Source organism: Corallibacter sp., from assembly GCF_048381695.1.
Lineage (GTDB): Bacteria > Bacteroidota > Bacteroidia > Flavobacteriales > Flavobacteriaceae > Corallibacter > Corallibacter vietnamensis.
Genome location: NZ_JBLXHI010000003.1, coordinates 196,607 through 220,702 on the forward strand (window position 1 = coordinate 196,607; position 24,096 = coordinate 220,702).

The 24,096-nt window shown below is 31.7% G+C and carries 20 protein-coding genes; 14 read left to right on the forward strand and 6 right to left on the reverse strand.

Annotated features, from left to right (window positions below):
• Positions 1–3: 3 nt before the first annotated feature.
• From lpxA to ACN5J3_RS07130, 4 genes are all read right to left on the reverse strand, one after another.
• A complete protein-coding gene (gene lpxA, locus ACN5J3_RS07115; RefSeq protein WP_344730415.1) occupies positions 4–789 on the reverse strand; it encodes an acyl-ACP--UDP-N-acetylglucosamine O-acyltransferase in 786 nt (261 codons plus the stop codon).
• A gap of 98 nt (positions 790–887) precedes the next feature.
• On the reverse strand, positions 888–2,294 hold the full coding sequence (locus tag ACN5J3_RS07120; RefSeq protein ID WP_418511279.1) for a bifunctional UDP-3-O-[3-hydroxymyristoyl] N-acetylglucosamine deacetylase/3-hydroxyacyl-ACP dehydratase: 1,407 nt from the start codon (positions 2,292–2,294) through the stop codon (positions 888–890).
• Positions 2,281–3,312: a UDP-3-O-(3-hydroxymyristoyl)glucosamine N-acyltransferase gene (gene lpxD / locus ACN5J3_RS07125; RefSeq protein WP_344730410.1), complete on the reverse strand. Its 1,032-nt coding sequence runs from the start codon at positions 3,310–3,312 to the stop codon at positions 2,281–2,283. The genes ACN5J3_RS07120 and lpxD overlap by 14 nt, the downstream gene beginning before the upstream one ends.
• A 25-nt stretch (positions 3,313–3,337) precedes the next feature.
• Positions 3,338–4,567, reverse strand: a complete 1,230-nt coding sequence (locus tag ACN5J3_RS07130; protein WP_418511280.1) for an HD domain-containing protein — start codon at positions 4,565–4,567, stop codon at positions 3,338–3,340.
• A gap of 36 nt (positions 4,568–4,603) precedes the next feature.
• Between ACN5J3_RS07130 and ACN5J3_RS07135 the strand changes: the two genes are divergently transcribed.
• The 6 genes from ACN5J3_RS07135 to ACN5J3_RS07160 all read left to right on the forward strand — a co-directional run bounded on the left by ACN5J3_RS07135 (position 4,604) and on the right by ACN5J3_RS07160 (position 9,093).
• Positions 4,604–6,157 carry a PglZ domain-containing protein gene (locus ACN5J3_RS07135; RefSeq protein WP_417290903.1) on the forward strand — a complete coding sequence of 518 codons (1,554 nt, stop codon included), beginning with the start codon at positions 4,604–4,606 and terminating at the stop codon, positions 6,155–6,157.
• A gap of 92 nt (positions 6,158–6,249) precedes the next feature.
• Positions 6,250–6,657: a tRNA (adenosine(37)-N6)-threonylcarbamoyltransferase complex ATPase subunit type 1 TsaE gene (tsaE, locus tag ACN5J3_RS07140; RefSeq protein WP_417290902.1), complete on the forward strand. Its 408-nt coding sequence runs from the start codon at positions 6,250–6,252 to the stop codon at positions 6,655–6,657.
• A gap of 168 nt (positions 6,658–6,825) precedes the next feature.
• Entirely contained in the window at positions 6,826–6,969 is a 144-nt protein-coding gene (locus ACN5J3_RS07145; protein WP_418511281.1) for a hypothetical protein, read from the forward strand.
• 268 nt (positions 6,970–7,237) lie between these two features.
• Complete coding sequence (locus tag ACN5J3_RS07150) at positions 7,238–7,453, forward strand: hypothetical protein (RefSeq protein WP_417290901.1); 216 nt, start codon at positions 7,238–7,240, stop codon at positions 7,451–7,453.
• A gap of 65 nt (positions 7,454–7,518) precedes the next feature.
• Entirely contained in the window at positions 7,519–8,718 is a 1,200-nt protein-coding gene (locus ACN5J3_RS07155; RefSeq protein WP_417290900.1) for an alanine dehydrogenase, read from the forward strand.
• Between the two features lie 3 nt (positions 8,719–8,721).
• Complete coding sequence (locus ACN5J3_RS07160) at positions 8,722–9,093, forward strand: hypothetical protein (protein ID WP_417290899.1); 372 nt, start codon at positions 8,722–8,724, stop codon at positions 9,091–9,093.
• A 59-nt stretch (positions 9,094–9,152) separates the two neighbouring features.
• Here ACN5J3_RS07160 and ACN5J3_RS07165 read toward each other — a convergent pair whose 3' ends face one another.
• Positions 9,153–12,167 carry a T9SS type A sorting domain-containing protein gene (locus ACN5J3_RS07165; RefSeq protein ID WP_418511282.1) on the reverse strand — a complete coding sequence of 1,005 codons (3,015 nt, stop codon included), beginning with the start codon at positions 12,165–12,167 and terminating at the stop codon, positions 9,153–9,155.
• Between the two features lie 503 nt (positions 12,168–12,670).
• Between ACN5J3_RS07165 and ACN5J3_RS07170 the strand changes: the two genes are divergently transcribed.
• Genes ACN5J3_RS07170 through asnB (ACN5J3_RS07205) form a run of 8 tightly spaced genes read left to right on the forward strand, consistent with a single transcriptional unit; the run spans position 12,671 to position 23,165 of the window.
• Positions 12,671–13,768 carry a glycosyltransferase family 4 protein gene (locus ACN5J3_RS07170; RefSeq protein ID WP_418511283.1) on the forward strand — a complete coding sequence of 366 codons (1,098 nt, stop codon included), beginning with the start codon at positions 12,671–12,673 and terminating at the stop codon, positions 13,766–13,768.
• Between the two features lies 1 nt (position 13,769).
• Positions 13,770–14,726, forward strand: coding sequence for a glycosyltransferase family 2 protein (locus ACN5J3_RS07175; protein WP_418511284.1), 957 nt, complete (start codon positions 13,770–13,772; stop codon positions 14,724–14,726).
• 6 nt (positions 14,727–14,732) lie between these two features.
• Positions 14,733–16,076 (forward strand): murein biosynthesis integral membrane protein MurJ, encoded by a 1,344-nt coding sequence (murJ, locus tag ACN5J3_RS07180; protein WP_418511285.1) that lies wholly within the window; start codon positions 14,733–14,735, stop codon positions 16,074–16,076.
• Positions 16,077–16,078: 2 nt separating this feature from the next.
• The gene (locus tag ACN5J3_RS07185) at positions 16,079–17,194 is read left to right on the forward strand and encodes an O-antigen ligase family protein (protein ID WP_418511286.1); all 1,116 of its coding nucleotides are present in this window, start codon (positions 16,079–16,081) and stop codon (positions 17,192–17,194) included.
• A 2-nt stretch (positions 17,195–17,196) separates the two neighbouring features.
• On the forward strand, positions 17,197–19,038 hold the full coding sequence (gene asnB, locus ACN5J3_RS07190) for an asparagine synthase (glutamine-hydrolyzing) (RefSeq protein WP_418511287.1): 1,842 nt from the start codon (positions 17,197–17,199) through the stop codon (positions 19,036–19,038).
• A gap of 2 nt (positions 19,039–19,040) precedes the next feature.
• Positions 19,041–20,129: a glycosyltransferase gene (locus ACN5J3_RS07195; RefSeq protein ID WP_418511288.1), complete on the forward strand. Its 1,089-nt coding sequence runs from the start codon at positions 19,041–19,043 to the stop codon at positions 20,127–20,129.
• Entirely contained in the window at positions 20,126–21,280 is a 1,155-nt protein-coding gene (locus tag ACN5J3_RS07200) for a glycosyltransferase (RefSeq protein WP_418511289.1), read from the forward strand. Before ACN5J3_RS07195 ends, ACN5J3_RS07200 begins: the two co-directional genes overlap by 4 nt.
• A 1-nt stretch (position 21,281) precedes the next feature.
• Positions 21,282–23,165: an asparagine synthase (glutamine-hydrolyzing) gene (asnB, locus tag ACN5J3_RS07205; RefSeq protein ID WP_418511290.1), complete on the forward strand. Its 1,884-nt coding sequence runs from the start codon at positions 21,282–21,284 to the stop codon at positions 23,163–23,165.
• Here the strand turns inward: asnB (ACN5J3_RS07205) and ACN5J3_RS07210 are convergent.
• Entirely contained in the window at positions 23,162–24,088 is a 927-nt protein-coding gene (locus ACN5J3_RS07210) for an ATP-grasp fold amidoligase family protein (protein ID WP_418509947.1), read from the reverse strand. The two genes, asnB (ACN5J3_RS07205) and ACN5J3_RS07210, sit on opposite strands and share 4 nt — an antisense overlap.
• Positions 24,089–24,096: the final 8 nt, after the last annotated feature.

Here is a 24,096-nt window from a genome sequence, read left to right on the forward strand (position 1 = left end):
ATGTTAGTTTGATTTAAAATATCCTTTCATAATACCTCTTTGAGAATCTTTGATAAATTGAAGAATCTCATCTCTTTCAGGAGTTGCTTCCATTTCTGCTTCTATAATTTCAGCAGCTTGAGTATTATTATAATTCTTTTGATATAATATTCTGAAAATATCTTGTATTTCTCTTATTTTTTCTGTTGAAAATCCTCTACGTCTTAAACCTACAGAATTTATACCTACATAAGAAAGCGGCTCTCTAGCTGCTTTTACAAATGGAGGGACGTCTTTTCTTACTAATGATCCACCTGTTACAAACGCATGGTTTCCTATTGAGCAAAATTGATGAACAGCTGTCATACCTGCTAAAACAACGTAATCTCCTACTGTAATATGACCTGCTAATGTACTATTGTTTGAAAAAATACAATTATTACCTACAATACAATCATGAGCAATATGGCAATATGCCATAATTAAACAGTTATTTCCAATAACGGTTTTCATTTTGTCTGTAGTTCCTCTGTTTATTGTAACACATTCTCTTATAGTAACATTGTCTCCTATAATAGTAAGTGTGTCTTCGTCATTATATTTTAAATCTTGAGGTACTGCAGAAATAACAGCTCCTGGAAATATATTACAGTTTTTGCCTATTCTAGCACCTTCCATAATGGTTACGTTACTCCCTATCCAAGTTCCTTCTCCTATAACCACATTGTTGTGTATTGTTGTAAAAGGATCAATAACTACATTTTTTGCAATTTTTGCTCCTGGGTGAACGTATGCTAATGGTTGATTCATTTTATTTTTTTTTAAGATATCAGTAAAAATGCATAAGCTAGATGTTGTTCTTGATGTATAATTCAAGTTAAACAATAGCTTGACTCATTTTATTATTGTTATTTTACTTTTGAAATTTGAGCCATAAGCTCTGCTTCAGCACAAAGTTTACCATTTGCATAGGCATATCCTTGCATGTGACATATACCACGACGTATTGGTGTGATTAAATCACACTTAAAAATTAAAGTGTCACCTGGCACTACTTTTTGTTTGAACTTGACATTATCTATCTTCATAAAAAATGTTAGGTAGTTTTCAGGATCTGGAACTGTACTTAACACAAGTATTCCTCCTGTTTGAGCCATAGCTTCAACAATTAAAACACCCGGCATTACTGGAGCTCCAGGAAAATGACCTGCGAAAAATGGCTCATTCATAGTGACATTTTTCATACCTATTACACCTGTATCAGTAAGTTCAAAAATTTTATCAATTAATAAAAAAGGCTGCCTGTGTGGTAACATGTTCATGATTTGATTTACATCCATTAAAGGCTCTTTGTTCAAATCTACGATAGGCACATTATTTCGGCGTTCGTTCTTAATTAATTTAGACATCTTTTTTGCAAATTGTGTATTTACAAAATGTCCTGGTTTATTAGCTATAATTTTTCCTTTTAAAGGTGTTCTAATTAAAGCTAAATCTCCTATAACATCTAGAAGCTTGTGCCTTGCTGCTTCGTTTGGGTGATGCAGTGTTAAGTTATCTAAAATTCCATTAGGCTTAACAGTAATTTCTTCTTTATTAAAAGCGATTTTAAGTTTTTCCATTGTTTCTTGAGACAGTTCTTTGTCTACGTATACAATGGCATTATTTAAATCTCCTCCTTTTATTAGTCCGTGTTCTAGTAAAGTTTCTATTTCATGTAGAAAACTAAATGTTCTAGAATCAGATATTTCTGATTTAAAATCAAGAATATGATTAAGCGTTGCATTTTGAGTTCCTAATACTTTTGTACCAAAATCTACCATAGTAGTGATTTGGTACTCTTTTGAAGGCATTACTAAAATTTCGCTACCTGTTTCTTCATCTGTATATGAGATAACATCAGTAACTTCGTAAACTTCCCTAAAAGCATCTTGCTCTACGATACCTGCTTTTTCAAGAGCTTCAACAAAAAATTTAGATGAGCCATCCATAATTGGAGGCTCTGAAGCATCTAGTTCTAATATGGCATTATCTATATCTAAACCTACTAATGCTGCTAAAACATGCTCGCATGTTTGAATGGTTACTCCATTTTTTTCTAAACATGTACCTCTTTGTGTATTAGTAACATATGTAGCGTCTGCTTCTATTACTGGATTACCTTCTAGATCTACTCGTCTAAAAGCAAAACCAAAGTTTTCAGGAGCAGGCTTGAATGTAAGTGTTACTTCGTTACCTGTATGTAAACCAACACCATTTAACGATATTTCGCTTTTTATGGTTTTTTGTTTTGTATCCGTACTAATTATTCCCATTTACTTTTTTTTCTAAATCATTTAAATTTTTCACAATCTTAGGTAAGTTTTTGAAATACACATAAGATTTGTTGTAATCACCATAACTTAATGCTGGTGAACCTTGAAGCACTTCATTATCTTTTATATTTCTACCTATTCCTGATTGTGCTTGTATTTTTACATTATTACCTATGGTTAAGTGCCCTACAATACCTACTTGACCTCCAATTTGGCAATTTTCACCTATTTTGGTAGATCCTGCAATTCCTGTTTGAGCAGCAATAACGGTGTTTTTACCTATCTCAACATTGTGAGCTATTTGTATTTGGTTGTCAAGCTTAACACCCTTTCTTATAATAGTTGAACCCAATGTAGCTCTGTCTATTGTTGTGGCTGCTCCAATATCAACATAGTCTTCAATAATAACATTACCTATTTGAGGCACTTTACTATATTCTCCACTCTCATTAGGTGCAAAACCAAAACCGTCAGCCCCTATAATAGCACCTGAATTAATAACACAGTAATTACCAATAGTACATTCTGAATAAATTTTTGCTCCAGAAAAAACAATGGTATTATCTCCTATTACTACATTATCACCTATATATGTATTTGGAAATATTTTAACATTATTTCCTATAACAACATTGTCTCCAATGTAAGTGAAAGCACCTACATAAATATTTTCTCCTAATGTTGCTGAATCTGATATGGAAGTTACGTTATCTATACCAACTTTGTTAAGCTTTACTTGGTTGTAATACTCTAACAGTTTTGAAAAAGATTTATAGGCATCTTCTACTTTAATTAATGTTGTATTATTTAAAGTATTGTCTGGTATAAAACTCTTATTAACGATTGTAATAGAAGCTTCAGTTGTATAAATGTAAGATGTATATTTTGGATTGGCTAAAAAGGTTAAAGATCCTTTTGTACCTTCCTCTATTTTAGATAGTTTAGAAACTTCAACATCTGGATCACCAACAATGTCGCCTTCTAAAATTCCTGCTATTTGTTTTGCTGTAAAATTCATTAATGGCAAAAATAGAAAAAATGTATCACATTTTAACTTTTGGATAACATATAAAATATTTAAGCACAGGTTTTGATAGCGCTTTTAAATTTAGCTGATCTGAAGCCTTAACTATATTTTCTATTTTTCCAGATTTGTGCAACATATTTATTTGCTTTGATTCTAACTGATAAGCTTGGTTAAATATAGAACCTGTAAAAACAAAATATTTAGCTTCTCCACTGGTTATACCATAGGTGTTTATTAACTTTTCTAGATGTTTTTCCTTCAGCTTTTCTTTAATAGGTTTGTTTTTGATTTTAATTTTTAAAAGCTGCCTATTAATTATCATATCACATAAATTGCGAAGCACAAAATCTTCATGAGTTTGCCAAGATTTCATTGCGGATACAATATCATAATCATCAAGCATAGAAAATGTTTTTAAAACAGACTCATCAAAATTTGAAATAGAAATATCGTTTTCTAAAAAGAACTGAAGCGATTTACTAGCTTCTAATGTATATCCTTGACTGGTTAATTCTTTAGCTCTTTGCAGGACTCTTGTAAGTAACTGTTCTGCAACCAAACTTGTTTTATGCAAGTATACTTGCCAGTACATTAAGCGCCTAGCAAGCAAAAACTTTTCTACACTATAAATACCTTTTTCTTCAACAACCAGCTCATCATTTACAACATTTAGCATAGTTATTAAACGCTCACTGTTAATGTTTCCTTCTGCTACTCCTGTATAAAAACTATCGCGTTTTAAATAATCTGCTCGATCCATGTCAAACTGACTAGAAATCAACGAACATAAAAAAGGTCTGTGATATTCACCTTTAAATATATTGATAGCAAGCGTTAAACTTCCGTTAAATTCTTTATTCAAAGCCTCCATAAAAAGCATTGAAATTTCCTCATGTGAAACACCATTTACAATACTGTGTTCCATAGCATGAGAAAAAGGTCCATGCCCTATATCATGTAAAAGAATAGCAACATATAAAGCGTTTTCTTCTTCAGAAGACACATCAACACCTTTAAAACGAAGTACTTGAACTGCCTTTTGCATAAGATGCATACAACCTATAGCATGATGAAATCTAGTGTGATGAGCTCCTGGATAAACTAAATAAGACATTCCCATTTGAGAAATCCGCCTTAAACGCTGAAAGTATTTGTGCTCTATTAAATCAAAAATTAACGAATTAGGAATGGTAATAAATCCGTAAATTGGGTCGTTAAATATTTTAAGTTTGTTTTTTGTCTGCAAGCTTAATTATATTACATTAATTATAAACAAATATACATGAACAATATAAATATTCTTTGGGTTGATGATGAAATTGATTTATTAAAACCCCATATACTCTTTCTAGAGAAAAAAAATTATCAAGTAACAACCTGCAAAAGCGGTACTGAAGCTATTGAAGCTCTTGATGAGAAAACGTTTGATATTGTGTTTCTTGATGAAAACATGCCTGGGCTTACAGGTTTAGAAACACTTAATGAAATAAAAGCAAAGCGAGACACACTTCCTGTTGTAATGATTACCAAAAGTGAAGAAGAATATATTATGGAGGAAGCTATCGGTAATAAAATAGCCGATTACCTTATAAAGCCTGTAAATCCGAATCAAATTCTTTTAAGTTTAAAAAAGAATTTAGACAATTCGCGTTTAGTATCAGAAAAAACAACCTCAAATTATCAACAAGAATTTAGAAAAATAGCTATGGATTTATCTATGGTAAATTCTTTTGAAGAGTGGGCTTCATTATACCAAAAACTTATTTATTGGGAAATGCAATTAGAAGACATAGAAGACTCTGGAATGTTTGAAATTTTAGAATCTCAAAAAACCGAAGCAAACACCCAGTTTGGTAAATTTATAGATAAAAACTACCCTACTTGGTTTGAGCCTCATACAACAGCTCCAATAATGTCACATACGCTTTTTAAGGATAAAATTGTTCCTGAATTAAGTAAAGAGCAGCCAACACTTTTAGTAGTTATTGATAATTTACGTTATGATCAATGGAAAGCTTTTGAACCCATTGTAAATAACTATTATAAAAAAGACCTTGAAGAACCTTTTTTCAGCATTTTACCAACTGCTACACAATACGCTAGAAACGCTATTTTCTCTGGTTTAATGCCAAGCGATATGGAGCAAATGCATCCAGACTTGTGGAAAAATGACACTGATGAAGGTGGTAAAAATTTGCATGAAGCAGAGTTTCTTGAAGCACAAATGAAACGTTTAGGTTTATCACATTTAAAACATGAATACTACAAAGTAACAAACTTAAAAAACGGAAAAAAACTCGTAGATAGTTTTAAAGGGCTAAAAGAAAACGATCTTACCGTAGTTGTTTACAACTTTGTAGATATGCTCTCACACTCCAAAACAGAAATGGATGTTGTAAAAGAGTTAGCATCAAACGACAAAGCTTATCGATCTCTCACTTTAAGTTGGTTTAAAAACTCGCCACTTTTAGAAATGATACAGCAAGCACAACAACTTGGCTTTAAACTCATTCTTACTACAGACCACGGAACCATTAATGTAAAGAATCCTTCAAAAGTTATAGGAGATAAAGACACAAGTCTAAACCTGCGTTATAAAACAGGTAGAAGCTTAACATATGAAGACAAAGATGTTTTAGTTGCTAAAAATCCAAAAAGTATTCATTTACCAGCATTGACCATGAGTAGTTCATTCATTTTTGCTAAAAACGATTTGTTTTTTGCTTACCCAAATAACTACAATCACTATGTTAGTTATTACAGAAACACATATCAGCATGGAGGCGTATCTCTAGAAGAGATGATTATTCCTTTTATAGTATTGAGTCCCAAATAATTCCGTGTAATGCAAATAAATCCGATGAAATACATTTTTAGTTAGTAATTTTAAATATAAATCATTATAATTGCATGATATTAATGAACAAAATGCAAAGAGATTACAATCTTCAAGATATAGAAGCTATAGCTCAAGCATTATTAGCTAATTTTAAAAGCAAGGTTATTTTGCTTTATGGAGAAATGGGTGTTGGAAAAACAACGCTAATTAGATCGCTAGCTAAACAACTAGGTTGTGAAGACGAAGTACAAAGCCCGACCTATTCTATTGTAAATGAGTATATTTTAAAAAATGATAAAATTTATCATTTTGATTTGTACCGTGTTGAAAGTCTTGAAGAAGCATATAATTTTGGAATAGAAGAATATTTATATTCCGGAAGCTGGGTTATTATAGAATGGCCTGAAATTATAGAGAGTATAATTCCTGATGATTCTGAAAAAATAAGTATATCAGCTTCTAAAAATAATTATAGAAACATTAGATTGAACCATTAATAAACAATTAATTAAGAGCTAATTATAAAAAAGAACACCTGATTACGGAAAAACCGTAACTAAAAAACCGAAAACAGCTTGTTTTAACATTTTTTTAACATTTCGGTCTTTTAACATACATACTTCTCATATACTTTTGGGGTATAAATTAATTAATCCCTTATAATTATGAAAACTAAAAAGTATGTAATTGCAATAGCAATTTTTGGTGGTATGTTCTTCACAGCTCAAGCAACAAACCTAATTGACCTAGATGGACAACAAACAACACAAATCGAGAAGTCTAAAATCCGAGTTCCAACGAACGGATAAAAAAAGCATCTTATATGGGAGTATTTTCGCTACATTGATAGCAATTACCCCATATTTATTTTACTTATATGAAAGTGTTCCTTCTTCTAAAGTTTGGAGCACTTTTTTATTTACATATAATAGTAAAGGATACAATGATGCGAATACTGTGATGTGGCTAGTCACAGGAAAAGCAATACCTCTATTTTTATTATTTATCTGGTTTTTCACTTGTCGTCACTGGTGGTATCATGTCTTATTGGTTCCAATTGCAATGTACCTCTATCAAATGATTAGCATTTTTAATGATGATTTATCATATGTTGATCAATTTCAATTAATGCACTTATTACCTATTATGGCTATAGTTATACCTTCAATATACCTATTAAGAGCTCGTATGTTTGATAGATTAAACACAGTTGATAAGTCTATGGAAGAGCTTGAGGATGAGTTCAAAATTAAACCCACGTCATTATGGGGAAAAATCAAACAGTATTTTTAAAAAGGTTTACAAATCATTCAAAAATTTATTCGTAATTTGACTCATTGAATTAACCAGTCAAAAAAATGTCTAAACCTTTATCTCCTTTCACCAAGCAACAGCTTATTCCACAAGAGGAAACACTTGAAATTTTAAAACATAAAAGTTCATTATTTATAGGAATTCCTAAAGAAACTGCTTTTCAAGAAAAGCGAGTTTGCCTAACTCCCGATGCCGTTTCGGCATTAGTAGGTAACGGGCATCGCGTACTTATGGAATCTGAAGCAGGAAAGGGCGCTAATTTTAGCGATAAAGATTATAGTGAAGCTGGAGCTGAAATAACAAAAGATACTGCAAAAGTTTATGCTTGTCCCATGATTTTAAAGGTAGAACCTCCTACTCTAGATCAAATTCAACTTATTAATCCGCAAACCATTCTTATTTCGGCATTGCAACTTAAAACTCAAAGTAAGAAATACTTTGAAACACTTGCTGCAAAACGTATTACAGCACTGGCTTTTGAGTTTATTAGAGACGAAGATGGTACATATCCAGCTGTTAGATCATTAAGTGAAATAGCAGGGACTGCCTCTGTTCTAATTGCTTCAGAGTTGTTAAGTAACGTAAATAACGGTAACGGATTAATGTTTGGAAATATTAGTGGTGTACCTCCTGTTGAAGTTGTTATTTTAGGAGCTGGTACCGTTGGAGAATTTGCAGCCAGAAGTGCTATTGGGCTTGGTGCTAATGTCAAAGTTTTTGATAACTCTATAACAAAATTGCGTTGTATACAAACCAATTTAGGACGTACAATCTTTACGTCAACATTACAACCTAAAAATTTATCAAAAGCATTAAAGCGCTGTGATGTTGCAATTGGTGCTGTTCGAGGCAAAAACAGAGCTCCTATTTTAGTAAGCGACAGTATGGTGAGCAACATGAAAAAAGGTGCAGTTGTTATAGATGTAAGTATTGATATGGGAGGTTGCTTTGAAACAAGTGAAGTAACAACTCACAAGCATCCTACATTTATAAAGCATGGCGTTACACATTATTGCGTACCTAATATACCTGCTAGATACTCTAGATCTGCCTCTATATCAATAAGTAATATATTTACGCCTTATTTATTAAAAATTGCTGATGATGGTGGATTAGAAAATTCTCTACGTTTTGACAAAGGTTTAAAAAATGGGTTGTATTTTTATCACGGAATTTTAACCAATAAATCTGTTGGTGAATGGTTCGATTTAAAGCATAGTGATATCAATTTACTTATTTTCTAATTCATGAAATTAATACACCGTATAGGTTTTTATCTTGGAGGTTTTTCAATAGGCTTGGTTATTTTAGCCTTCTTTCTTAATGGCAAAGATGTATCATGCGATTATGGTCCTGAAGCTCGTGTAATTAAAAACATAAACTCTAAACGTTTTGTTTACAGCAAAATCGTTCAACAAGATATCCTTAATAAAAAAATAGACTCTACAACTTTACACACCATATTAAAGAAAGGTGATGTGAATTTTTCTAATAGTGATACTAGACATGAACCTTGCGGTTTATATGCTATTGAAAAGGATATTGAAAATCAAAATGTGTCTATAACAGTTGAAAACTGTGATAGCATTGTTACAATTCAAAAAATAACTTGGGAATAAAAAAAGTCAGTTATTCTAAATTTGAATAGCTGACTTTCTTCTTTAATTAAACAGTTTAATTAGTTCAGAATAATTCGTTTTGTTTCAGTACGACCATTAAAGTTTATATTCATCAAATAAACGCCTCTTGGTAAACTAGAAACATTGAGTGTCTTTATTTGTTCTGTTGCATTATTAGTTGTATTTCCTATTCCTCCTGATAATACTTGTCTACCCACTAAATCATAAATACTAAATGTAGTTTGAGTTAAAACAACACCAGATAGTTTAATATTTATCATATCACTTGCCGGGTTTGGATAAACAAATAGTCCTACTACTTGAGCTTCATTTTCTTCAACTGACAAACAGTCTGTTACAAGAACATTTACAGCATCCATTTCTTGTGAAAATCCGTTAGAAACTACAACTTGATACTCTGTTGTAACACTTGGGCTAACCACGATACTTTGTGTTGTTTCTCCTGTGCTCCACTCATAATATAAACCTCCAGTAGCCACAAGCGTAGCAGAAGATTCACCTGTTTCTACTTCAGAACATATTTCTACATCTTCACCTGCATCCGCATTAACTAATGGAACGACAGTTACTGTAACAGTTTCAGTATCATAACAACCGTTTAAATAAACAGTTGCACTATATATCGTTGTTTGAGAAGGACTCACAGTGATAGATTGATTTGTACTTCCTGTATTCCAAGAATAATTATTACCTCCAGATACAGAAAGCGTAACACTTTGCCCTTCTTCAATAGTTATATCATCACTAATAGTTGCAACAGGTAATGGATTTACAGTCACCAAAACATCATCTGTATCAGATGATTCTCCAATATAAGCTGTAACCGAATAAGTTGATGTGCTACTAGGATAAACATCAATACTTTGTGTTGTTTCTCCTGTGCTCCACAAATAAGTCTCACCACCTGAAGCTGTAAGAGTTACCATATCACCTTGACAAATAGCAATATCATCACCGGCATCTGCATTAACAACAACAGAATCTTCAACAAAAACAGTAACTTCATCAGAACTCGAGCAATCATTTTGATAAACAATAACTGTATATGATGTTGTACTTTCTGGACTAACCTCAATACTTTGAGTTGTTGCTCCAGTACTCCATTCATAAGTATTTCCTCCAGAAGCAGTCAACGTTGTTGATTCCCCTGAATATATAGTTACATTGTCTCCTGCATTTGCATTTGGTAACGGATTTACAGTAACCGTTACATCATCTGAATCTGAAGTTTCTCCATTAGAAACTGTCACTGTATAAGTTGTAGTGCTGTTAGGGTTTACAGAAATACTCTGCGAAGTTTCTCCTGTACTCCATACATAAGAATTTCCTCCTGATGCCAATAAAACAACTGACTCACCTTGACATATAGCTGTATCTTCTCCAGCATTAGCTACAACTGGAATTACATTTTGATCAACTGTAACAGTTACAGCATCTGAACTAGAACAATCATTTCTTGTAACTAACACAGAATATGACGTAGTCTCATTAGGAGAAACTTCTATACTTTGCGTTGTTTCTCCTGTACTCCATTCATACATATCACCACCAGAAGCTGTAAGCTGAACGCTCTCACCCTCGTTTATTGTTACATCATCTCCAGCGTTAGCATTTGGCAATGGATTTACAGTAACTGTTATATCATCTGTTACTTGAGCTCCTGAAGAACTACTTAATGTAACTGTATATGTTGTACTCTCATTTGGAGACACATTAATGCTTTGAGAACTACTTCCATTACTCCAAGAATACATGGTTCCTCCTGCGCCTGTAGCTGTTAATGTAATGCTTTCACCTTGACAAATAACAACATCATCTCCGGCATTTACACTTAAACCAATAGCATTTTGAGGATACTCTAAAACAAAAGCAGGCGGTGCATCTTGATTTGACACAGAATCGTTAAACCAGTTACTAGCAAACAATATTTTTGTTCCATTTCTATTAGGTACATTTTGAGTTTCATGTAAATAAGTTGATGGTTCAGAATTGTGCTTTCCATAGCGCTCTATTGTTCCAGAACCATCTAACTTAATAGCAAACATTTCAGCTGGCGCTACTGGATTATTAGGACAACATTGCTCACTTATATAAGCCCAACCTGGTCTATCTAAATTTCTTGTTGATATATGTCCTCCCCAAATTCCTCTACCATTGATATAAGGAAAAAGTAATGTAGAACCACCTCCATCTAATCGCGCCATATATAAACTATGGTCTTCATCCCATTCAGGTTCATTTCCATACTCAACAATAACCTCATTACCAAACGCATCTACACCCAAATCACCATGTTGTGTTGTGGCATAAACATCAATTTCATTTTCAAGATTAATATTGTAAGATTTAATACCCTGTTTATCTCCAAGTCCGTTAGCATGCCATTGCGCAACTGCAAAACCACCTAATTGTGATACCGAAAACCAATCTAAATCACCAGCATTATCAATATCTTTCGTTCCTGTGATAACATCATTTTGTATATCATAAACTATTAATGTGATATCTGACCCACCACGTTTTCCAATTAATCCTACGTATCTATCATATTTATCTTGGTTACCTTCACCATAACCAAAATCAATACTATTATATTCATTAAAAGTACGCAGTGTTGTACGCTGATTTGTATTAACATTATGACTTACAAAACTTCTACCTGAAGTTCCATAAATAATATTAGGCTGTGTGTTACTCCAACGACCATAACTAGGTATGTCACTCCAATAAAGAAAGTCAAAAGTTTCTCCATCTAAGATTGCTGAAGGATAACCAGCTAACTTTATAAGAGTACCATCACTATTCCAGGTTTGATCTTTACTGTAATTATGACGTAATCGTTGACCAGAAACGCCAAATTCGTTTCTATCACTTATTCGTGTTACTGTACTACCTGAAAGAGATTCAGTAAATGGCTCAAGGTATTCTGGAAAATCACCACTTGGCGGATTGTAGTCTTGATAATTTACATCAGAAATTTGCTCTTGTGGCGGATAATTTTGTCCGTTTGCATTAATGTAAAATACAATAGTTATATAAAATAGAATTTTCATCAAATTTCTTTTTTCAAGAAATTTACCATTACATATATCGTTCATATTTGGGTTAAATTGCTATTAATCAATGCTAAACTATTGAATCAAACATTTATTTGATTATTCTGAATAATACTTTTCGATGAAATGCATTGTTTTTGCGAAAATTTACCTACAAAAAATGTAATTTGTAGTATTTTTTATACTTTTAATCGATAAAATCTTTGTGAGAGAACTTGTAATTGAAAAAAGGAAAGCTATCTATATACGTTGCAAATTTACGTTTTGGATTTCATGTATCACAAAAAAATAATAAACACGTTATCAACAACTTACAAACATTATAAAATGTTTAAGTAAATACCTACAAGTTTTATAAATGCACTTCATAACGGTATTTAGTAACTTAATCTAATTAATTATAGTTGTCATGGGAAAATATATACTTTTAGACTAAATATAAATTGCTATTGTTTAAGACAACTGTTTAATCATCATTACATTAAGATAATTTCTAAAATTTGGAAAGAAAAAAAGTTGCATTCATTATTTCAAGCTTAACCTCTGGAGGAGCTGAACGTGTTGTATCAACCCTAGCAAATAGCCTTTCAGAGCAATTTGATATTACTATAATTACGCTCTACAAGTGCAAGCCCTTTTACTCTTTAAACGACTCTGTAAACGTTGTTTCTTGTAAAAATTCTTATAGTGGTAATGCTAGTATTTTTCTGTCTGTTAAAAATCTTTTTGGATTTATATATACAATTTTAAAACTCCTAAAAACACATAAAATTGATATTGCTATTGGGTTTATGTCTACTACAAATATCTACACTATAATTAGCTCAAAGCTATTAAATATTCCATGCATTGTTAGCGAACGTATTCATCCTGAATATAGTAGTCTTAATAATTTTTGGTGTAAAGTAAGACGATTTATTTATCCGCTTTCAAATAAACTAGTGGTTCAAACTCATGATATAAAAGTATATTTTGAAAGTTTTCTTAAACCTGAAAAAATTACAATCATTAGAAATCCGTTAGCGCCAGAACTTTTAAAAAAGAGAGACTCTTCAGTTAAAAAAGAAAAAATCATTTTAAATGTTGGTCGATTAACAAATCAAAAAAATCAAGAAGCTCTTATTAAAGCTTTTCATAAAATACAGCCAAAAGATTGGAAACTTCAACTAATAGGATCTGGTAAAAATGAAAAAAAATATAAAGCATTAATTACCGAACTAAATTTACAGAACAGCGTTACGTTGCTAGGAAACATAAATAACGTTTTCGACCATTACAATAAAGCTAGTATTTTTGCTTTTCCTTCTAGATATGAAGGATTTCCTAATGCACTTACTGAAGCTATGGCTTTTGGTTTACCTTGTATTTCTGCAGATTGTCCTTCAGGACCATCAGAATTAATTGAAAACAATGTAAATGGTTTTTTAATTCCTGTTGATGATGATAATGCTTTAGAAGATATATTAAAATTACTTATAGAAAACCCAGAAAAACGCTTTGATATTGGTGAGAAAGCAAGAAAAAGTACTTCGAGTTTTGAAGTAGATTATATAACCAATGAGTGGAAAAAACTAATAACTTCTTTATTACCTAAATAATATGTCACTAAAAGCACTATTACCAACATACACCAATAAAGAAGAAACAGATTACGACTATGTTTTCACGATCTTCACTCCTATTTATAATCGCGCAGAAACTCTGCATCGAGTTTTTGACTCATTAAAAGCTCAAACTTTTAAAAACTTTGAGCTTGTTATGATTAATGATGGTTCTAAAGACAATTCACATCAAGTAGCGTCTGATCTTATTAAAACAGCTGACTTTCCAGTAAATTATATAAACAACACAAAAAACCGTCATAAAATGGCTTGTTTTATTCAAGCCATACAAGAAGCAAGAGGTCAGTTTATACTTCCTTTTGATTCTGACGACGCATGCACACCTGACGCTTTAGAAACATTTTACAATGCTTACAAAAGCATTCCTGAAAACAAAAAAGAAAAAATTAGTGGCGTTACTTGTTTATGTAAGGATCAAAATGGAAATCTGGTTGGCAAACCATTTAAAACACAACCATATTACAGCAATACTTTTATAAAACAATTAGAACATCTTGAAGCTACCGAAAAATGGGGTTTTACTAAAACAAGTGTTTTAAAACGTATTTGTGTTAATGATGATATATTCTCAAAAGGATACATTCCAGAAGGGATTATCTGGGAACTAATTGCTAAACAAGGTTTTGAAACAAAATACATTAATGATGTTTTACGCATATACTATTTAGATAGTGAAAATGCTATTTCTATTCAAAACCATGAAAAAGACGCATACGGAATGGCTATTTACTCGTTAAGTATTATGAATTGGTTTTATAAAGATTATATAGGTAAGTACCCGAAATTATTTTTAAAACGCGTTTTTACCTTATTGAGAGCTGCTCATTTTTTAGATTTTAATTTTACCGACTATTGGAAAGCTATAGATTCTAAACGACTTAAAACACTTTTTTTATTAGGATGGCCATTTAAAAGTTTATTTAAAAACACATAACAACATTTGAAAATTACTGAATACATAAAAAACCTATTCAATAGAATAAAAAACAACTCAACAGCAACAAACATTATAATCGTTGGTGTTGTATCTGTTATTGTTAAAGTTTTTGGTTTTTACAAAGAAGTTGTTATTGCTGGGGAATTTGGCTTATCTGAAATTTTAGATACCTTTTTTATAGCACTTTTAATTCCTGGATTTGTTAATCAGGTGTTTTTAAGCGCTTTTAAATCTGTTTTTATTCCTAATTATATTGCTGAAAAAAAGGCTAACAGTAGTAATATTGCTGCTTTTCAATCAACAAGTTTTACCATAACCTTAATCACATCGGTGGTATTTATGCTTATTGCTTACTTGTTTACTGATGTTTTTTTAGAGCTTTTCTATTCTGGGCATACTGACAACTATTATCGTTTAATTAAACTTCAGTTTTATTATTTATTACCATGCATCCTACTTTGGGGATTAACATCTCTAGTAAGTGGCTTACTCAATGTATATGATGAGTTTGCCTATTCTTCTATTTACCCAATAATCACATCGGTTGTAATGATTATTTGCATTGTTTTTTACAAAGATGTTTTTGGAGAAGCTGTACTAGCGATAGGCATGCTAATAGGAAGCACAATACAGTTAGTGTTTCTTGCTTTGGTTGCATTAAAAAAGCATATTTTAAAATTCGCAAAACCGGATTTTAAAAGTACCAATGCCATAACAATGTTTAGACAAGTGCCAGCTAAAGTGTCTTCTGGTTTTTTAACAGGTTTAATCCCTGTAACCGATCAGTATTTTGCAGCACAACTTCTTGTTGGTTCTATTGCAGCACTTAATTATGGTATGAAAATTCCAGCTTTTTTTACAACAATTCTCATACTTGCTTTAGGCAATGTGCTGTTACCTTATTTTTCAAAAATGACTCTTGATGAACCTAAAAAGGCATTCAAAACTTTATATTGGGTAATAAAATGGACTTTTTTAGGCATTCTAGGAATTGTATTACTAGCCAGCTTCTTCTCTACCGAAATTGTTACATTGTTATTTGAAAGAGATAACTTTACATCTGAAGACACAAGTATTGTTTCTAAAATTCAGGTGATTTATTTAATAGGTGTTCCTTTTGCTATTTGCGGAAATTTATTTGTGAAGTTTTTAACCAGTATCAACAAAAACGCTTTTATGGCTTACGTATCTTTTGGAGCTATGTTGCTAAATATCATATTAGATTTTGCTTTTATGAACTGGCTAGGACTAATTGGTATTGCACTTTGCACAACTATTATTCAAGTAATCAAGATATTTGTTTTTTATGGATACACTAATAAGCAAAAACATTTACTAACAAGCTAACAATGAAAATAATAAAATACATATTGTTAGCTATTGCTCTTCTAAATGTACCTACATTTAGTTTGGAGTATATTAGTCCCTCATTGGGAGCACTAACAAGTATGCTTTTATTAGCTGGATCATTATTATATTTTTTCATTTCAAAAAAATCAAAACCAGCGTTTCCGTTTATCATATTAGGACTTTGCTTTTTCTCCTTTGCTGGCCTGAACTACTCGGGAATCACTGATGAGTTTTTTAAAGATGTTATTAGGTTTTTTATTTTTATTATTTGTTTTAATCAAGTTTCTAAAGACACAACAGACAAAGAATTATTAATATTTCTGCTTATAGGCGCTTTAAGCATCACCGTAAATGCTTTGTTCTTTTCTAACGTATTTGGTAGATATAGTGGTTTTTATATAAACCCGAATAAAGCTGGATTTATATGCTTGTTTGGCTTTGCCGTATCCTATATTATTAATTCATACAAATTGAGATTAGTGATTCAATTTGCATTCATTATTTGCGGAATTTTCACGTTATCAAGATCATTTATATTAATGCTAGTACTAATTAATCTAGCATCACTTTTTGCTGACAAAAGAAACATACAAACATTTGTGGTTGGTAGCGCAGCTATGATAGTGATTTTAACAGCATCTACACTTCAACTTAATAAAGAACGCTTTTCTGCATTAAACAGCATTTTCAGTAGTAATGAAGAAGTAGATACACAAACCATCACTGAAGGCTCCAGAGACGAAACTTGGGCTATGTATTCAAACGTTATATTCAATAATGCTGTTATTGGAGCTGGCTATAAGGCCATGCGAGGTGATTCAGGATTAGCAGGTGTTGAATATGGTGTTCACAACACTTTTTTAATGGTTTTAGGTGAAGCAGGTATATTAGCCTTTCTATTAATTGTGATAATATATTTAGCCCTATTTGTAAGAAGCTTGAAGTCATTTTCTACAAATCAAGAGTTTACCTATTTATCTATGGCACTCATAGGATATCTTATGGTAGCTCATAATTATTTTGATAAATACGATGTCCTTTTTGTGTCGTTATGGCTATATAATAAAGTTCGTGACCAACATAAAGAAGATGTTTCTCAAATATTAGCGTATTAAGTATGTGCGGAATTTACGGAACAACCATAAAATATAATGAAATTCAAGTAAAACAAAAGCTTGTACGCACCAGTTTTCGAGGACCAGACAAATTAGGTTTTGGGTATTTTGGTAATGACAAAAACGTGATTTTTGGTCACAACCGACTTGCCATAATAGATTTAGATGCAAGGTCTAATCAGCCATTTACATATCAAGAAAAAATTCATATTGTTTTTAATGGTGAAATTTATAATTTCCAAAGTATCAAAAAAGAATTAGTTAAAAATGGCTATCAATTTAAAACAACGAGCGATACCGAAGTAATTTGTGCAGCATATCTAGAATACGGAAATAGCTTTGTAAGCAAACTTAACGGTATGTTTGCGTTTGTTATATATGATGAGCATAAGCAAAAACTTTTTGGAGCCAGAGATCGAATGGGCCAAAAACCATTTTACTACTATTTTAATGGTCATGATTTTGAGTTTGCTAGTCAAATATCATCTATTCAGTTATTTAACAAACACCTAACCATTTCTAGCAAATCTATTAGTTATTATTTAGCATGGGGATTTATTCCTGATCCGTTTTCAATTTTTAATGAAGTAAATAAACTAAAAGCAGGACATACTATAGAGTTTGATTTACAAACCAAGACCTTAAAACAAGAGCCGTATTGGGATATTAATAAAGAGCCTAGCAAATTTACCGGAAACTATAATGATGCTAAAGAGACTTTAAACGACTTGATAAAAGACGCTGTGTCCCTTCGATTATTTGCCGATGTTCCTGTAGGTGTATTTTTATCTGGCGGTATAGATTCTTCAGTAATTTCGGCACTTGCAACACAAACGACAACAAGCAAAGTAAAGACATTCTCTGTTAAGTTTAATGAAAAAGGATTTGACGAAAGTACATACGCGCAACAAGTAGCCAACCATTTAAACACAGATCATCATGTTATTCAGTGTAACTATAGTGAAGGTTTAGATTTAATTGAAAACTTCAACACTTATTATGATGAACCGTTTGCTGATGCTTCTGCCATACCATCTATGCTTTTAGCAAAATACACAAGAGAAAAAGTTACCGTAGCTCTTTCTGGAGATGGTGGTGACGAAAGTTTTATTGGGTATCATCGTTACAAATGGATGAAACAGGTTTCATCACTATACAAACTACCTAATGCTGTTAGAAAATTATCTTCCAGTATTGCTGGAGCCATGCCGCATTACCGATTAAAAATGATTGCCAACGGACTCAAACACGCATCGTTAGAAGACTTATATGTTGCAACTGCTACAGATGTTGATTTTTCTTGGCTAAACACTCAAGACAATTTTTTAAATATTTCAGAAAAGGAATATCTAGAGCATCATAGTAAAAACTTATTAGAACGCATTTCAGATTTTGATTTAAAAACATATCTAAACTGGGATATAAACACCAAAGTAGATCGCGCAACAATGGCCTATTCACTTGAAGCACGAGCTCCTTTAATGGATTACCGCATTGTAGAGTTTGCTAGATCATTACCTACAGATTTTAAGTATCAAGGAACTAATCAAAAGCGTATACTAAAAGATGTTCTTTACAAACACGTGCCTAAACATATTTTTGATAGACCCAAAGCTGGGTTTACAATGCCTTTTTCTGAATGGTTTAAAAATGATTTAAAAGACTATGTTTTAAGTGAGCTTAATGATGATGAGCTTAAAAAAATTCCAAATATTAATCACAAGGAAGTTTCTATTCGCATAAAGCAACACATGAATGGCAACTGGAACAGATACCCGCTAATTTGGAAATTATTGGTTTTAAAACAATGGCTAAACGCTAATAAAAGCTATAACATCGTTTAATTATGGAGAAAAAAATAAATATAACTTTTGTGCTCCCATCACTTATTCCTGGTGGTGCAGAACGTATTTTGTCTTTTGTTGCGCTTCATCTAGATAGGTCAAAATTTAATGCAACGCTGCTAGTTGTTGGCTACGAAAAAGACACTGTTTACGACACAAAAGATCTTCATGTTATTTATTTAAATAAACCACGTGTTTTAAAATCATTCTTTAGTTTATTTCACTATTTCAGAAAAAACAAACCTGATATTGTTGTAAGCTCTATTGTGCATCTAAATACACTTATAGCATTTATGTCTCCCTTTTTTAGACGCACTAAATTTGTTTCTAGAGAAGCCAATGTATTGTCTGTGCTAGCAAAGCATAATCCATATACTAAATCTATTTTCCCTAAATGGATGGTAACAACCGGCTATAAACTTGTTGATAAAATCATTTGTCAATCAAAAGACATGCAAAACGATATGACAACATATTATGGTGTTAAAAAAGAAAAAACAACCCTTATAAATAATCCTATTACCAATACATTTCAAACAAAACCAATTGCAAGAGATTTTACAAAACCTATACATTTTATAACCATTGGCAGGTTGAGTAAAGAAAAAGGGCATGACAGGATTCTTGAAGCTTTATCTCAAGTTGATTTCCCATTTAAATATACCATTATAGGAAATGGCGTAGAGAAAGAAACTATTTTTAACGATATTGAAAATAAAGGACTAACAAGCAAAGTAAACTATGTGTCATTCACAAAGCACGTAGAAACCTACCTAGCAGAAAGTGATTTGTTTTTACAAGGTTCTTATGTTGAAGGATTCCCTAATGTACTTATTGAGAGTTGCGTTGTTGGAACACCTATTCTGGCTTTTAATGCACCTGGAGGTCTAGATGAAATCATTGAAAACGGAAAAAATGGTTACATTGCAAATACCCTAGATGCTTACGTTGAAAAGCTAAATGCTTTAAATACAGATTTTACATTTACACCAGAAACTGTAAGTAACATAGTAAAATCTAGATTCAATAAGTCTAAAATAATAACAGAATATGAACTTTTGTTTAAAAGTTTAATACACAAAAAGCCATGAAAGAAAAAAGAAAAATAGCCCTTTTTGTTTCTGCTATTGGCTTTGGCGGTGCAGAAAAAGTTGTTAGCTTATTGCTTGATGAGCTTACAAAATACTTTGATGTAACTCTTATTTTGCTGTATAATGAGATTAAACTTCCTATAAATAAAAATGCTAAAATTATTATCCTTTCTAAAGATGGAGAAACTTTTAAAACCTCTCGTTTCTTAAGACTTTTAGATAATTTTAAATTTCTATTTAAATATCCTAGAGTGCTTAAAAAAGAAGGTATAGAAGTGTCCGTTTCGTTTTTAGTGCGCCAAAATATTATGAACGGCATTGCCAAAATGATAAACCCAAGGATAAAAACAATTATTAGTGAGCGATGCTTCCCTTCTATTATGTACAATCATGGCGCCACTTCTATTCTTACAAAGCTTTTAATACCATATTTTTACAATAAGAATGATAAGCTTTTTTCAAATTCAATTTATATTAATAACGACTTAATTACCAATTACAACGTTAAAATAGATACATCAGTAATTTATAATCCCATTTTAACCGAAAGCAAAAAACCTAACCTTAAACCGTATACAGATTTAGATGATATTTTTAAAGTTGTAACAGTAGGAAGACTTATTGAAGTAAAAAACCAAAAAAGTATTATAGAAAGTATCAGTCTATTATCAAGCAACTTTTATTTAGATATTTACGGAGATGGTCCGCTTGATGAGAGTCTAAAAAACCAATCAAAAACATTAAACGTTGAAAAACGCATTACGTTTCACGGTAACGTTACAGGCATAAAAACACATATTATCAATAATCATTGCTTTATTTTAAGCTCACTAACTGAAGGATTTCCAAACGTGTTACTCGAAGCTATGTCTGTTGGCTTGCCAGTGATAAGCACAAATTGTATGTCTGGACCTTTAGAGTTACTAAATGATAACGAAAAAGTAAAAATTCTTTCTGGTTCGTTTGTAAAAGCTAAATACGGATTATTAGTAAATGTTGATGATGCTGTTGGACTATCGCAAGCAATAAAATATCTTCAGAAGAATGCCGATGTTAGAGATATGTACAGCCAATTGAGCTTTGAGCGCGCTAAAACTTATGATGTATCTAATATTGGAATACATGTTAAAAATTTAATTGACAGTTTATAATATGTGTGGAATAAACGGATTGATATCAAAAAGCAGCACCAATAATCTCACTGATACATTGTCAAAAATGAATCAGATGATTTATCATCGTGGTCCAGACGAAGACGGTTTTTATACAGATATTTCCGAAACTCATAGTATTGGAATGGCTATGAGACGCCTTTCAATTATTGATTTAAGCACAGGAAAGCAACCTATTTCAAATCAAAACAATACAATAACTATTGTTTTCAATGGAGAAATTTATAATTACCAAAAACTACGAAAAAAACTAGAAGCCGAAGGCATCACTTTTAAAACCCAAAGTGACACAGAAGTAATCTTAAAACTTTACGAGACAAAAGGCGAAAATAGTTTCAAGCTGCTTGACGGTATGTTTGCGTTTAGCATTCATGATAAAAACAAAAATAAAGTATTTATTGCACGTGATTTTTTTGGAGAGAAACCACTTTATTTCACCCAAACAAATTCTGAATTTTATTGGGCTTCAGAGTTAAAGTCAATTATAAAATGCCTTCCTGACAAACCTCATATTTCAAAAAACGGTTTAAACTTGTTTTTTAAACTCACTTACATTCCAGCTCCGTTTACTATTTATGATTCTGTTTTTAAACTTGAAGCTAATCATTATATAGATTTTGATTTAGCAACTCACACTTACAGCACTCATAAAATAAACAACACATTAAGTAAAGAAAAAAGCTCTTTACCATTTAACGAAGCTAAATCTACACTTAATAGTCTGGTTATGGAAAGCATAGAAAGTCGCTCTGTTAGTGATGTACCTTTAGGCACGTTCCTTTCAGGAGGTGTTGATTCTTCTATAGTGAGTTTAGGACTTTCTAAAATTGTTTCAAATAAAATAGACACCTTTTCTATTGGATTTGAAAAAGCCTCGTTTAATGAAACTGATAAATCAAAATTAGTTGCAAAATTAATAAACAGCAATCATCATGAGTTTATTTTATCTGAAGACGATATTAAATCTCATATAGATGAAATACTTTTAAATTTTGACGAACCATTTGCAGACTCTTCTGCATTACCAACGTATTTAGTTTCTAAAAAAACCCGAGACTTTGTAAAAGTAGCGTTAACTGGAGATGGCGGCGATGAGGTTTTTGGTGGTTACAACAAGTACTACATGGGAAAACTAAACACAAAATACACGCGCATTATCCCAGAGTTTATACATAAAAACACCAAAGGTATTCTAACATCGCTACTAGCTACAAAAGATGATAATAGAGGAATGCGTTTTAAGCTGAAAAAACTTATAAATGCAGTAAATTATCAAGGTGACAACTATTGGAATATTATCTCTTTGGGCTTTGAAAATGAAACCAACAACCTATTAAAGCCTGAATACATCAACACAAACACCTTTAGTTACTATAAAACATTTGTTGAAAAACCCAATTCACTAACTGACTATCGAGAGATTGATAGACACATGAGTCTTGAAGGTGATATGCTTGTGAAGGTAGACAGAACAAGCATGCTTAACTCTTTAGAGTGCAGAGCACCTTTTTTAAACAAAACACTTTGGGAGTTTTCTAACAGCTTACCTGAAAGCTATTTACTAAAAGGCTGGGACAAAAAACATATTTTAAAAGAAGCTTTTAAACACGAGTTTCCTGAAGGCTTTTTAGATAAGTCAAAAAAAGGATTTGTTGTTCCTGTTGGCGATTGGCTACGAGCTGGACTAAAAAAGGAACTTGAAAGCTATATAGAAACAAGGTTTTTAGAAAAGCAAGATATTTTTAATATAGACTTCATAAAAACACTAGTCAACAATCATTTATCTGGAAAAGAAGATAATAGCTATAAAGTCTGGACGTATTACACCTTTCAAAAATGGTACTGCAATATTTATACAGATTAAACTTTTGCCACGTGAAGCTTAAGCTTCTTTCCTAGTTTTTTATCGTATTTTTTCGGATTGAATTTACAATGTCCAGACGACGGATGAAATGTTAATTCTCCAAAATATATTTTACCATCAAAGCAATAAAAATCTACTCTTACAAAACAAAAGGGTTTTGATAGTTTCTCTCCTAGCTTAACCATATCTTTATATCGTTCTGGTTTTTGTATAGGCTTACCGTTAGGGCGCTTTATGATAAACTTTAATGGTTTCCATTTTTTTGAATACAAGTTTCTTCCACGCTCTCCATCAAATCTTCCCATATCTACTTGAGTAAATTTTAGTTTTCCATTGAAGAAATACATTTTATAATCCATAGGAATATTGCCATCACTATCCTGCAATAGTTTCTCTACAATAACTCGTGTTTCAATATTCTTATATTGCCATTCTTTGAACCTGTAGTAGTAATTTACTGTTCTGTTTTTATCAAGTGTATTTTGAACCTGAATCCAATTGACCGCAGTTTTATCTTTTACAATAATACCACCAGAACTATCATGATTGGTTTTTATTATAAAAGGGTAATCTGGTAAATTTTCTGGGATAATGTCTCTTACATTTTGAGTTTCAAATGCCAATGGAACCAAATACTCTTCCCCAATACGCTCTTTTACATAGGCTCTTACAGCATATTTATCAGCACATTGAGTATGCAATGGAGTTCTATCATTTAGTTTTAACCATTGAATTTTTTCATTAAGCGTTTTTGGGTTTTCAAAATCAGGTTCATAACCAAGGTTTTTAACGAATTCTCGTTTCATTTTCACCTTATCAGGTATTAATCCAAATCTTAAGTATTCATACCATTTAGCAAATGGTTGTATCATTTTATGTCCCAAAACCGTATCAAAATAAAGTTTTGAAAGTAGGCTTGTCATTGTGTAAA